General features: G+C 76.3%; 11 protein-coding genes. 7 read left to right on the plus strand and 4 right to left on the minus strand.

Annotated features, from left to right (window positions below):
* Positions 1-10 precede the first annotated feature (10 nt).
* Genes H1D33_RS20395 through H1D33_RS20410 form a run of 4 tightly spaced genes read left to right on the plus strand, consistent with a single transcriptional unit; the run spans position 11 to position 5,352 of the window.
* The gene (locus H1D33_RS20395; RefSeq protein WP_181571624.1) at positions 11-1,033 is read left to right on the plus strand and encodes a cytochrome d ubiquinol oxidase subunit II; all 1,023 of its coding nucleotides are present in this window, start codon (positions 11-13) and stop codon (positions 1,031-1,033) included.
* On the plus strand, positions 1,030-2,712 hold the full coding sequence (gene cydD / locus H1D33_RS20400) for a thiol reductant ABC exporter subunit CydD (protein WP_181571623.1): 1,683 nt from the start codon (positions 1,030-1,032) through the stop codon (positions 2,710-2,712). Before H1D33_RS20395 ends, cydD begins: the two co-directional genes overlap by 4 nt.
* Before the next feature lie 49 nt (positions 2,713-2,761).
* Positions 2,762-4,603 carry a thiol reductant ABC exporter subunit CydC gene (gene cydC / locus H1D33_RS20405; protein WP_181571622.1) on the plus strand — a complete coding sequence of 614 codons (1,842 nt, stop codon included), beginning with the start codon at positions 2,762-2,764 and terminating at the stop codon, positions 4,601-4,603.
* A 56-nt stretch (positions 4,604-4,659) separates the two neighbouring features.
* The gene (locus H1D33_RS20410; RefSeq protein ID WP_181571621.1) at positions 4,660-5,352 is read left to right on the plus strand and encodes a permease prefix domain 1-containing protein; all 693 of its coding nucleotides are present in this window, start codon (positions 4,660-4,662) and stop codon (positions 5,350-5,352) included.
* Positions 5,353-5,360: 8 nt separating this feature from the next.
* Here H1D33_RS20410 and H1D33_RS20415 read toward each other — a convergent pair whose 3' ends face one another.
* Positions 5,361-5,702, minus strand: coding sequence for a PadR family transcriptional regulator (locus H1D33_RS20415; protein WP_181571620.1), 342 nt, complete (start codon positions 5,700-5,702; stop codon positions 5,361-5,363).
* A gap of 116 nt (positions 5,703-5,818) precedes the next feature.
* Between H1D33_RS20415 and H1D33_RS20420 the strand changes: the two genes are divergently transcribed.
* The 3 genes from H1D33_RS20420 to H1D33_RS20430 all read left to right on the plus strand — a co-directional run bounded on the left by H1D33_RS20420 (position 5,819) and on the right by H1D33_RS20430 (position 10,641).
* Positions 5,819-6,829, plus strand: a complete 1,011-nt coding sequence (locus tag H1D33_RS20420) for a DNA primase (RefSeq protein ID WP_181571619.1) — start codon at positions 5,819-5,821, stop codon at positions 6,827-6,829.
* A gap of 42 nt (positions 6,830-6,871) precedes the next feature.
* Positions 6,872-9,295, plus strand: a complete 2,424-nt coding sequence (locus tag H1D33_RS20425; RefSeq protein ID WP_181571618.1) for a thioesterase domain-containing protein — start codon at positions 6,872-6,874, stop codon at positions 9,293-9,295.
* Between the two features lie 125 nt (positions 9,296-9,420).
* On the plus strand, positions 9,421-10,641 hold the full coding sequence (locus tag H1D33_RS20430; RefSeq protein ID WP_181571617.1) for an ABC transporter substrate-binding protein: 1,221 nt from the start codon (positions 9,421-9,423) through the stop codon (positions 10,639-10,641).
* 116 nt (positions 10,642-10,757) lie between these two features.
* Here H1D33_RS20430 and H1D33_RS20435 read toward each other — a convergent pair whose 3' ends face one another.
* From H1D33_RS20435 to H1D33_RS20445, 3 genes are all read right to left on the minus strand, one after another.
* Positions 10,758-11,351 (minus strand): GTP-binding protein, encoded by a 594-nt coding sequence (locus tag H1D33_RS20435; RefSeq protein WP_091061022.1) that lies wholly within the window; start codon positions 11,349-11,351, stop codon positions 10,758-10,760.
* Between the two features lies 1 nt (position 11,352).
* Positions 11,353-11,730 (minus strand): DUF742 domain-containing protein, encoded by a 378-nt coding sequence (locus tag H1D33_RS20440; RefSeq protein WP_091416218.1) that lies wholly within the window; start codon positions 11,728-11,730, stop codon positions 11,353-11,355.
* Positions 11,731-11,830: 100 nt separating this feature from the next.
* A complete protein-coding gene (locus H1D33_RS20445; protein ID WP_013283992.1) occupies positions 11,831-12,235 on the minus strand; it encodes a roadblock/LC7 domain-containing protein in 405 nt (134 codons plus the stop codon).
* Positions 12,236-12,799 lie beyond the last annotated feature (564 nt).

The following is a 12,799-nucleotide window of genomic DNA, read 5'->3' on the forward strand; positions in this document are numbered from 1 at the left end:
GGAGCCCACCATGGAACTCGCCTGGTACGCCCTGCTCGGCCTCTTCTTCGCCACCTACCTGGTGCTCGGCGGCTACGACTACGGCGTCGGCCTGCTGCTGGCCCGGCGCGCCGGCACCGGACCGGGCGACGCGCTCGCCCGCCGGGTCGCGCTCACCGCCGTCGGCCCGTTCTTCCTCGGCAACGAGGTCTGGCTGGTGGCCGCGGTCGGCATCCTGTTCGGCGCCTTCCCCACGCTGGAGGGGGAACTGCTCTCCGGTTTCTACCCGGTGGTGCTCGGCGCGCTGGCCGGGGTGGTGCTGGTCACCGCCGGGGTGCAGTTGCGCGGCCGGGCCGGCGGCGAGGCGGCCCGGGCCGGCTGGGACCGGCTCGTGGTGGTCGGCAGCGTGCTCGCCGCGCTGGGCTGGGGCGCGCTGCTCGGCGGCCTGCTCCAGGGCGTGCCGCTCACCGCCGACGGGCACGTGGCCGGCGTCGGTCACGTGGTCACCCCGTTCGTGGCCGCCGCCGGGCTGACCCTGGTCGCGCTGGTCGCGCTGCACGGTGCGACCTTCCTCACGCTCCGGCTGCCGGCCGCCGACGCGCCGGCGCTCGCCAGGCTGGCCCGCGGCCTGGTGCCCGCCGCGCTCACCGCGATCGGCACGGCCACCGTCCTGGGCCTGCTCTCCGACCGGGTACGCGCCGCCGTGGCGCGACCGGCGGTCGCCGTACTCCTGCCGGTGGCGCTGGTGGCGGCGCTGCTGGTGGCCCGTGCGGCGCTGCGCCGGGGCCGGGCCGGGGTGGCCTTCGCCGCCACCGCGACGGCGCTGGCGCTGCCCGCGCCGCTGGTCGGGGCCGCGCTCTGGCCCCGGATCCTGATCTCCACCACCGACCCGGCGACGTCGCTCACCGTCGCCGAGGCGGCCGCCAGCCGCCCGACGCTGGCGCTGCTGGGCTGGCTCGTGCTGCCGCTCGTGCCGGCCCTACTAGGCTTTCAGGCGATGTGCTGGTGGGTGTTCCGGGGACGGATCGACGGCAGGGCACCGGTGTACTGGTGAACCGCCGCCCGTTCGACCCGCGTCTGCTGCGCCGGGTCCCCGCGGCCCGGCGCGACCTCGCCGTGCTCGCGGTGCTGGGCGGGCTCACCGCGCTGCTGGTGGTCGCCCAGGCCACCGCGCTGGCCACGCTGCTGGCCACCGCGATCGACGGGCGGCTGCACCGGGCGGCGCTGGCCGGTCTCCTCGCGGCGGTCGCCGCCCGGGCGCTGGTGAGCTGGGCGCAGGGCACGGTGGCGGCGCGGGCCGCCGCGACGGTCAAGGCGACGCTGCGGGCGGACCTGCTGCGCGCGGTCGGGCGGCACGGCCCCACCTGGGTCGCCGGCCGGCGGGCCGGGCAGCTCGCCACGCTCGCCGGTCGCGGCCTGGACGCGCTCGACCCCTACTTCACCGGCTACCTGCCGCAGCTCGTGCTGAGCGTGACCGTGCCGGCGGCGGTGCTGGCCCGGATCGTGTTCGCCGACTGGAGTTCGGCGCTGATCATCGCGCTGACCCTCCCTCTCATCCCGGTCTTCGGGGCGCTGCTCGGCTGGCAGGCGCAGGCCGCCACCGAGCGCCAGTGGCGGCGGCTGTCGCTGCTCGGCGGGCACTTCCTCGACATGGTCGCCGGGCTGCCCACGCTGCGCGCGTTCGGCCGCGCCCGGGCCCAGGTGGACGTGGTGCGCCGGATGGCCGACGGCCACCGCCAGGCCACCATGCGGACGCTGCGGATCGCGTTCCTGTCCGCGCTGGTCCTGGAACTGGTCGCCACGCTCTCCGTGGCTCTGGTCGCGGTGCCGGTCGGCATCCGGCTGCTCGGCGGCGGGATCACGCTCTCCACCGCGCTGCTGGTGCTGCTGCTCACGCCGGAGGCGTACCTGCCGTTGCGGGCCGCCGGCAGCCGGTTCCACGCCAGCATGGAGGGCCTCACCGCGCTGGACGAGGCGCTCACGCTCTCCGCCGTCGACGCGCCGACCGCCCCGGCCACCGCCGGGGGCACGGCGCCGACCGGCCGGGGCGAGATCCGCTTCGAGGGCGTGACCGTCGCGTACGACCGGACCACCGCGCTGCGCGACGTCACGCTGACCATCCGCCCCGGCGAGCGGGTTGCCGTCATCGGCCCCAGCGGCGCCGGCAAGAGCACGCTGCTCAACCTGCTCCTCGGCTTCGTCGCCCCGACCGCCGGCCGGGTCACCGTGGACGGCGTCGACCTGGCCGGCGTCGACCTGGACGCCTGGCGTCGCGAGCTGGCCTGGGTGCCGCAGCGGGCGCACCTGTTCGCCGGGTCGCTGGCCGACAACATCCGCCTCGGCGCGCCGGCCACTCCGGACGCCGCGCTGGCCGGCGCGGTCGCCGACGCGGCGCTGGACGAGGTGGTCGACGCCCTGCCCGACGGGCTCGACACCGTGCTCGGCGAACGCGGCCACGGCCTGTCCAGCGGGCAGCGGCAGCGGGTGGCGCTGGCCCGGGCGTTCCTCCGGGACGCCCCGCTGGTGCTGCTCGACGAGCCGACGGCCCGGCTGGACAGCGCCAGCGAGGCGGTCGTGCTGACCGCCACCCGGCGGCTGGTCGCCGGCCGGACCGCGCTGCTGGTCGCGCACCGGCCGGCGCTGCTGGCCGACGCCGACCGGATCCTGCGCGTCTCCGACGGCCGGGTCACCGAGCTGCGCCCGACCGCCACCGACCCGGCGGTGACCCGGTGAGTCCGCTCGGCGTGGCCCGGGGCCACCACGACGCCCGAGAGGTGACCCGATGACGGCGGGCGACGGCGTGACCCCGGTGGGCCGCGAGCCCGGCGGGCCGACCGGGGTTCCGGTGCGGCCGTCCGGATCGCCGGAGCCGCCGGCGCCGGCCCGTCCCGGCGCCGAGCGGGCGGTGCTGCGGCTGGCCCGGCCCTACCTGGGCCGCCTGCTGGGCGCCGGGCTGCTCGCCGCGGCGACCGAGTTCGCCGGGCTGGCGCTGATGGCGACCGCCACCTGGCTGCTGATGAGCGCCGCCGGCCGGCCGCCGCTCGACCGGTTGACCGTGGCGATCGTCGCGGTACGGGCGCTCGCGGTCGGCCGGGGCGTCTTCCGCTACACCGAGCGGCTCGCCGGGCACGACGCCGTGCTCCGCATGGTCACCGACGTCCGGGCCCGGGTCTACGCCACGCTCGCCGCCCGGCGAGAGTCCGCCGACCGTCGCACCGGGGACGCGCTCAGCCGGCTGGTCTCCGACGTGGAGGCGGCCCAGGACCTGCTCCTGCGCGTGCTCGTGCCGGGGTCCGCGGCGGCGCTGGTCAGCGTGCTCGCGGTCGGCGGCGCGGCGCTGATCTCGCCGCCGGCCGCCGGCGTCCTCGCGCTCGGCCTGCTGGTGGCCGGGGTGGCGCTGCCCGCGCTCGCCACCCGGCTCACCCGCCGGGCCGCCGACGAGGTGGCCCCGCTGCGCGGCGCGCTCGCGGTGGACGCGGTCGACCTCACCCACGGCGCCGCCGACCTGGCCGCCTTCGGGGCGACCGACGCCGCGCTGGCCGCCGCGCGGGGGCGGGCCGGCCGGCTGGCCCGGTTGGAACGCCGGCTCGCCGCGACCGGCTTCGCGGTGGACGCGGCCGGCGTGCTGGTGGGCGGCCTCACCGCCGCCGCGGTGGTGGTCGTGGCGCTGCGCGCCGGGGTGGGCGGCGTGCTGGTGGGTGTGCTCGCGGTGGGCACGCTGGCCGCCGTCGAGGTGGCCCTCGCCCTGGTCGCCGCCGCCCGGCAGCGCACCCAGCTCCGGGCCGGGCTGGCCCGGGTGGCCGACCTGCTCACCGAGCCCGCCGCGACGCCGCCGGCCGCCACCGCGCCCCCGGCGTCGGGCGGCCACCACGTGCGGTTCGAGGGCGTGACGGTCCGCTACCGGGCCGGCGCCGCGCCCGCGCTGGCCGGGTTCGACCTGGACCTGCCGGCCGGCCGCCGGGTGGCCGTGGTCGGGCCGAGCGGGGCCGGCAAGAGCACGCTCGCCGCGACGCTCACCGGCGCGGTACGCCCCGCCGCCGGCCGGGTCACCGTCGACGGCGCCCCGGTCGCCGACCTCCCCGCCGAGCACCTGCCGCGGCTGGTCGGCGGCCTGCTCGCCGAGGCGTACGTCTTCCACGCCACGGTGCGGGAGAACCTGCTGCTCGGCCGGCCGGACGCGGGCGAGGCGGAGCTGACCGGGGCCACCCGGGCGGCCGGGCTCCTGGACTGGGTACGCGACCAGCCCGACGGGTGGGACACCGTGGTCGGCGAGCAGGGCGGGCAGCTCTCCGGCGGGCAGCGGCAGCGGCTCGCACTGGCCCGGGCGCTGCTGGCCGCCCCGCCGGTGCTGGTGCTGGACGAGCCGACCGAGGGTCTCGACCCGACGGCGGCCGACGCGGTGCTCGCCTCCGCGCTCGCCGCCACGCCGGCCGGGCACTCGGTGCTGCTGATCAGTCACCGGCTCAGCGGCCTGGCCGGGCTGGACGAGATCGTGGTGCTGGAGGACGGCCGGGTGGCACAGCGCGGCCGGCACGACGAGCTGGTGGCGCGGCCCGGCTGGTACCGGGAGCAGTGGCTGCGCCAGGAGGCGGCCGAGCGCGGGTACCTCGCGCTCTCCCCCTGAGCCGGGTCGGGGATCTCCCGGACGCGGCCGGGGCTCGACGGTGGCAGGCTGGTGCCATGCGCGTGGATCAGGGGGCACGGGTCGAGGACCGGCTGCGCGAGCTGTCCGGGCGGCTGCACGGGCCGACCCGGCTCAAGGCCGACCTGCTGACCGAGGCGCGGCACGCGCTGGAGGACGCCGCCGAGGCGTACCGGGAGGGTGGCCTGCCGCGGGCGGAGGCCGAGCGGCGGGCGGTGGCCGAGTTCGGCAGCGTGGCCCAGCTCCTGCCCGGTTTCCAGGCCGAGCTGGCGGCCGGTGCGCTGCGCGGGTTGGCGCTGCGCACGCTCGCGGTGGCGGTGGTGCTGATGGCCGCCGGCGACCTGACCTGGCGGGGGTCGAGCTGGAGCGCCGGCCCGCGCCCGCCGGCCGGCTACCTGCTGCTCTCCGCCGCGCTCAACGGCATCTGGGGGCTGGTGGCCGGGTTGGCGCTGGCCGGGCTGCTGCTCGGCGTGCTGGCCGCCCGGTGGGCGTCGCCCGGCGTCCTCCGGGCGGCCCGGGTGGTCGGCTTCGGGCTGACCGGCGGGCTGGCGGTCGGCGCGGTCGCCGGGGGCGCGCTGTTCGGCTGGTCGGTCCGGCTGTGGGACGCCGCGCTGACCTGGCCCCCGATGATCATCGGGGCGGTGGTGGTGTCGGCGGCGTGGTTCGCGCTGGCCCGCTCGGCCCGCTGGTGGCTGCTCAGCACACGCGGTCCACGGTTGGCCCGCCGGTGAGGCGCGGGTCAGGCCGGCGTCGCGGGCGGCTCGTCCGCGCCGAGGAAGCGACCGACGGTGGCGCTGAACTCGCGCCAGCCGGCCCGTTCCCCGGCGAGCGCCCGGCCGCCGGCCTCGGTGAGCTGGTAGGTGCGGCGTTCCCGGCCGTTGACCGTGCTCCACGAGCTGGCCACCAGGCCGGCCCGTTCCAGCCGGCGCAACGCCGGATAGATGGTGCCGGTCGGCAGGTCCAGCGTGCCGCCGCTGCGCGCCCGCAGCGCCTCGATGATCGCGTAGCCGTGCAGCGAGCCCTGCTCCAGCACGGCCAGCAGCAGCGCGTCCAGGTGTCCGTGCAGCGCCTGCGCCCTCATAGGTAGAAAGCCTACTTGTCCGCGCTTCGGGACGCCACCGGGGTGCGGCTCCCGCCCGGAACGGGTCGCCCACTAGGGTATGTGCGCAGAGTCACTCGGCGGCGCGACGCCGCCGGGTGGGCACCCGAACGCACACGGAGGTCAGCGTGGCCCGCCAGTCGCCCCAACGGCCCGACGCCGACGAGCCCGAGCTCGACGACACCGAGACGCCGGCCGCAGCAGACGAGGTCGAGGTCGACCGCCCGGCGGCGGACCGCGCGCTCTGGGACGAGGTGCGCATCGACCCGGTGGAGATCGCACTGCCCGCCGGCACCGGCTACACGCTGCGGGCCTACCGGTCGGCGCGCGAGCTGACCCCGACCGACGTCGCCGAGCGCGACCTGGACGACCCCTTCCTGGCCCGCCGCCAGGTCGTCGAGACCGAGGACGACGAGGAGGTGGTGATCCTCGACGAGGAGTTCGCCGCCCTCTCCGCCGAGGAGGACGACGAGGACGACAAGAAGGACGGCAAGCGCGCCGGGACGGCCGGGAAGGCCGACCTGGACGCCGAGGCCGACGCGGACGCGGACGCGGACGCGGACGCGGACGCGGACTCCGAGGCGGACGAGGACGAGGCGGACGAGGACGACGCCGCCGGCGACGAGGAGGTGCCGGTCTTCCTCACCCACAAGGGCCGGCTGCTGCTGTTCAAGACGCCGGAGTCACTGGTCACTTTCATCCGTTCCGGTGCGCCCAACGACCTGTCCCAGCTGGACAGTTGGAATGAACTGTCCGAACGGCTGGAACCGGCCGACATCGCCCCGCTGGACGAGGACACCTACGAACTCGACCTGGTCGTGGAGAACCTTCGCGGCGGGCACGACGCGTGGGATCCCGCGCTCCTGATCGAGGCCGGCGAGATCGCCCGTGACCTGGCGTACGCCCTGCGGCTACCGGCCGTGCTCGACATGCTCTCCGCCGGCTCCAGCCTGGACGATCTGGACGAGGCGCTGCGGGCTTCCGTCAACGGCGGGCTCGGTGGTTTCCTGGGTCGCCGCCGGTTGAAGAAAATCGGGGCACAAACCGCAAGTCTGGGTTGGCGCACCATTGTCGGCAAGATCTCTGCCGTTGTGGACTGGCGCGACTGACCCGGAGCGGGGAGCATCAGTCTCTGGCAGAACAAGACACCTGTGTCCCGGGAGGAGGACGACGCCGTGGCGCTCGTGCGCGTGTACTGCGGTCTGGCCTCGGCAGATCCGGCCGACCGATCGGCTTCGGCCGGAACGACGCTGACGTCCGCTGTGGTCGACGACGCAGGCCGTCTTCTGCACGTCTGTGAGATCGGTGACGAGCCCGCCGGCTACGCCCGGCTGGTCGCGCTGCTGGTGGAGCGGTCCGGCGGACCGGCCGGCGCGGCGATCGCCGCGGACAGCGACGACCACACCGTCACCTCGCTGCTCAGCGCCGCCGGCCGGCCGCTGGCGATCGCGGACGACGACGCGGTCGACGACTTCGCCGAGCGCTTCGCCGACGACGACTCCCTCGAGGAGATGCAGTCCCCGCCGGCCGAGCGCCGCGCGGTCGGGCTCGCGCGGGCCCTGCAGGCCGGCGCGCTCTCCGCGGTGAGCCTCCCCACGCCGCGCGACCTCGCCGGCTACAAGCAGGTGCTGTCCGCGCACGCGGCCCTCGCCAGCGGGCGGCACTCGGCCGCGGTGACGCTGCGCGAGGTGCTGCGCGAGCTCTACCCGGCCGCGCTGCGGGCCTACCCCGACCCGGCCGAGCCGGTCGCCCTGGCGGTGCTCGACGCGCTGCCCGAGCCGGGCATGCTGACCGGCGCCGGCCGCGGCCGGGACATCGGCGCGGCCACCGACGCGGTGACCGCGCACCTGGCCGCCGAGGGCCTGGCCGACGCCGACACCGTCACCGAGGCGGTGACCGCGTTACGGGTCGCCATCTCCGAGACGCCCCGGCGGGCCACCGTCAACCGGGTGCTCACCGCCGCCGTCGCCGAGACGGTGCGGCAGGCCGTCGCGTCCGTCCGGGCCTGTGACGCCGGCTGCGACGCGCTGGTGGGCGCGCTGGCCGAGCGGGCCACCCCCGCGCCGGCCGCCGGTCGCCGGGCCGCCGCCCGCCGAGGCGAGCCGGTCGACGAGCTGACCGCGCCCACCGGACTGCGTCCGGTGCGCCCGGCGGAGCCGGAGCCGGTCGTCGAGCCGGCCGGCCGGCGCAGCCGCCCCGAACCGGAGTCCGACGCCGCCGCGTCCGCGGGTCGGCGCAGCCGCCCCGAGCCGGTCCCGGGTGGGCGGCGCAGCCGTCCGGAGCCGGTGTCCGGTCCGGCCGCCCCGACCGCGCCCCGACCGCTCGGCCCGCCGCCGGTGGCACCCGCACCCGTCGCGCCGCCGCCGGTCGCCCCGGCCCCGGTCGCCACCCCCGTCGCCCCGGCGGCGGCACTGGGCCGGCCGATGTCCGCGCCGCCGAGCCGTCCCGAGCCGACCGGCGCCCCACTGCCCTCCCGGGTGGACGGACCGACCAACCGGCCGGTCTCCGCGCCGCCCCCGCCGCCGCCCGGGATCACCCCGTTCGCCCCGGCCCAGCGCGGCGCGGTGCCGCCGGCCGAGGCCGGTGAGCCGTTCCGCCCGACGCTGACCACCGCCGCGATCAACAAGGCGCGGGCCGAGCGACAGCGCACGATCATCCCGCCGCGCCCGAAGACCACTCCGGCCGAACCGCCGACCGGCGGGTTCAGCGCCACCGACCTGAGCATCCCGGTGCCGAACCCGCGCCCGGCCGCCGCGCCGGAACCCGCACCGCCCGGCTCGCGTGCCAACTGGCCGCTGGTCAACAACGCCGACGAGCAGGCCGACCGGGAGCGGGAGGCGCCCGCCTACCCGTACGGGCGGAGCGTGGACGCGCCGAGCGACCCGGGCCGGGTCACCCCGCCGTGGCTCGCCGACGACCTGCCGCCGGAGCCCCCGATGCTGCGGCTGGTCGAGCCGCCGCCGCTGGCCGACCGGGCGCTGCGCACCGAGCTGGACCGGCCGACCGACCCGGGCCTCGACACGCCGCCGCTGCGGCTGGTCGACCGGGGCGACCCGGCCCGGACGATCGCCCGCGCCGAGATGCCCGCCCCGCTGGAGCGGCGTCCCGCGCCGAAGGAGCACCGGCCCCCGCCGGTCTCCGACGAGGGCGACGGCGACCTGCTGATCTTCGCGCAGGCCAAGTCCGCCTGGTTCGTCGGCCACGGCGACGAGGCCGACCTGGAGTGGGCGACCACCGCCGACACCGGCTGGCAGGCCGCCGAGCAGGCGGCCCGCCCGTCGATCGGCGCGGAGACCAAGGCCGGCCTGCCCAAGCGGGTCCCGCAGGCCAACCTGGTGCCGGGCTCGCCGCTGCGTGAGGAGCGTCCACTGCGGATCGTCCGCAACGCGGCCAGCCTCGCCGAGAACACCACCGGCTACTTCCGGGGGTGGCGGCGCGGTCAGGAGATCGGCGGTTTCGCCGTCGGCGGTCGACCGGGTCGTGAGGCGGCCGGCGGCTGGGACTTCAGCCGGGACACCGGTGACCGCGACGACGAGCGGGAATACGAGTACCGCTCGGCGGGCTACCGGTCCTGACCACCTGTCGCACCGCGGGTGTTCCTGCCCACACCCGGATAATTTGACGCCGGGTCCGGCCGGCCGGGAACATACCCGGCGGACCAGCGGCGGCGCGTGTTCGCCGGGGTGGGAAGGCGACTCCATTGGCGACACCGGCATTCGACTCCACCGTGCTCACCCGACGGGGCGTCCTCGCGGCCGCGGCCGGCAGCCTGCTGCTCGCGGGCTGCGGGCCGCAGGGTCAGCGGCCGGACGCGGGCGGGAACAGCAGCGCACCCGGTGACCAGAATCTGGTCGTCGGCGCCAGCCTGGAGCTGAGCGGACGCGGCGCGGCACTCGCGGTGGCGCAGCGGCGCGCCCTGGAGATCGCGGCGGAGACGCTGAACCGCTCCGGCATCCCGGTCGGAAACCTGATGCGGTCGGTCCGGCTGGAGATCCGGGACAACGGCAGCGACCTGGAGGTCGCCGCCCGGCACGCCGCCGAGATGACCCGCGCCGGGGCGCACGCCCTGGTCGGCGGCGTCCTCGGTGACACCGCCACGGCCCTCGCGGCGGCCGCCCAGCGGCTCAAGACGCCGTTCCTGGCGCTCGGCTTCTCCGACCGCATCGTGCTGCCGCTCTCCGACCGCACGTTCAGCTTCAAGCTCACCCCGGACGCTACCGACATGGCCCGGCGGATGGTGGACCTGCTCGAGTCGCAGCGGGTCCGGCGGGTGGTCCTGCTGGCCGAGGACGGGCCGCACGGCGACTCCGGCGTACGGGCGCTGAAGGACGCGTTGGACCGCAGCGGCGTGGACCTGGCGCGCACGGTGCGGCTGCCCGGCGGCGGGCAGAGCTTCCGGGCCGCCGCCGAACGGGCCGTCGCCGCGGATCCGGACGGCGTCGTCGTCTGGGCCACCGCACCCGACTCCGGCACGGCGGCGCGGGAGCTGCGGCGCGCCGGCCACCGGGGCGCGCTCTTCTTCGACGCCGGCGCGGTGGTGGACGACACGCTGCGCGGCGCCAACGCGAAGGCCGTCGAGGGCGCCTACGCGGTGCATCCGGCCTGTCTGGGCGGCTCCGCGTTGACCGCCACCAGCGGGGCACTGGTGGCCCGGCGGGACTTCGACTACCGCTACACCCAGAAGCACGGCTCCTCGGTGGGCTTCGCCCCGTACGCGGCGGACGCGCTCCAGCTCCTCGCGGCGGCGGCCCGGAAGGCGACGAGCCTCGACCGTGGCCGGCTGCGGGCGTTCCTGCAGACCCAGATGACCGAGGGCATCGCCGGTGGATACGCGTTCACCGCCGACCGGCACGGAGGCATGGAGGCCGACTCGCTCGGCGTCTACCAGGTGTCCCAGGGCGGCTGGGCCCGGTACGCCTGACCGCCGAGCGCCCGGACCGTCCCCGCCGGACGGTTCGTGCTGTCCGTCCCCCGTCCGGCGACGGACAGCACGAAGCGCCCGGTGGCACATGGCCGCCGGGCGCTTCCGCGCGTCGGTCAGGCGGGCGCGACGGCCCGCGAGCGCCGCATGGTGAGCACGTACTCGACCAGCGAGATCAGCACGTGCTTCGTCGACTCCCGGTTACGGGCGTCGCAGGGCACCACCGGCACGTCGCGGGAGATCGCCAGCGCGTCCCGGACGTCCTGCGGGTCGTGGTACTGCATGCCGTCGAAGCAGTTGATGGCCACCAGGTACGGCAGCCGCCGATGCTCGAAGAAGTCGATGGCGGCGAAGCAGTCGGCGAGCCGGCGGGTGTCCACCATCACCACCGCGCCGATCGCACCCCGGACCAGTTCGTCCCACATGAACCAGAACCGCGTCTGACCCGGCGTACCGAAGAGGTACAGGATCAGGTCACGGTCGATCGAGATACGACCGAAGTCCATCGCCACCGTGGTCGTCGTCTTGCCCGGCACCTGCCGGGTGTCGTCGACGCCCACGCCGGCGGAGGTCATGATCGCCTCCGTGGTCAGCGGCGTGATCTCCGAGACCGAGCCGACCAGCGTCGTCTTGCCGACGCCGAAACCACCGGCGATAACGATCTTCGCCGACGTCACGCGTCCGCTCGGCACCGGCGGCCGGTGCGACATGTCAGAGCCTGCGAAGTCCACTCAGCACCCTCTCCAGCAATTCAGTGCCCACCGCGTCGTCGGAGTCGTCCAGAATGGTCGGCTCGTGGACCGCGACCAGGCCATCCGTCGCCATGTCGGCGATGAGCACCCGGGCCACGCCGAGCGGAAGCTGCATCCGCGCCGCGATCTCGGCGAGCGACTGCACACGTCCGTCACACAACGCGGCTATGTACTGGTGTTCACGGCCTTGGCCACCGTTTCCAGTGGCCACCGCTCGGCCGCGCACCGTCGTCTCGACGAGCGCCTCCAGGGCGATGTCGAGCCGAGGACGGGTACGACCACGGGTCACGGCGTACGGCCGGACCAACGCTCCGGTCGGTTCGTCACGATCCGCCATGTCGCCGCTCACCTCCCTCGTACCCGACACCGGCTCGCCCCGGTGACACCCGTCGCTGTCGTTGTTGTTCCCGCTCCTGACCCACCGGCCAGCGCGTCATTCAGCCCATCATCCCCACAGCCGTGCGCGGCTGTGGCGTCAGGGCGTCACCCACCCGGTCGACGAGCAGGGCCATCTCGTACCCGACCTGGCCCACGTCGCAGCTACGCGCCGCGAGCACCGCGAACGACGAGCCGTCGGAGATGGACATCAGGAACAGGAAGCCGTTGTCCATCTCGACGACTGTCTGCAGCACCGCCCCGCCCTCGAAGCAGCGCGCCGCGCCCTGGGTGAGGCTGACCAGGCCGGACGCGATCGCCGCGAGCTGGTCGGCGCGGTCCCGCGGAAGGTCACGGGACGAGGCGAGAAGCAGGCCGTCGGCCGAGACCGCGACCGCGTGCGCCACTCCTGGCACCCGGTCGGCGAAGTTGGCGAGCAGCCATCCGAGATCCTGGGTAGTAGTCATCCTTGTTGCTCCTTCTGCCCGCTCCCGGCCACCGGGCCTGAGCCAGACTGCGAGGACTGCTGCCCGCCCGGAGTGCCCTCCGGGCCGGTCGTGTTGCTGTCGGTCGGGTGGTTACGCCCCCGCTGGACACCCCGATGGTAGGCCGAGAGCAGACCTCGGACCGCCTCCGGCGTCCGCCGTTGGACCGCCGGCGCCGGCTTGTCGATGCTGCCCGGCACGAGTTGTGCCATCGGCGTCCGCTTCGGCAGGCCCTTCTGGGTGGTCTCCGCGACCGGGACCTCGGTGGCCGCCGAGGCGGCACGCCATCCGTCGTCGGCCGCGGTCTGCCACGGCGACGACTGCTGCGGCGCCGTGGGCTGCCGGGTGGGCAACCCGCCGGGGTACGCGGGACGGCCGTTCCCGTTCGCCGCCCGGTTGTCCCGGGGTGCTCCGCCGGCCGTCGGAGTGTGTGCCATCGGTGTGTTACCTGTCGTTGCTGGTGTCGCCTGCGGCACGGGCCGACCGGCGGTGTCCACCTTGGCGAACTGCTGCGTCGCGGCGCCGTTCGCCGGAGCCGCCGCGGCC

Origin of the sequence: Micromonospora ferruginea (assembly GCF_013694245.2) — a bacterium.
Classification (GTDB): domain Bacteria; phylum Actinomycetota; class Actinomycetes; order Mycobacteriales; family Micromonosporaceae; genus Micromonospora; species Micromonospora robiginosa.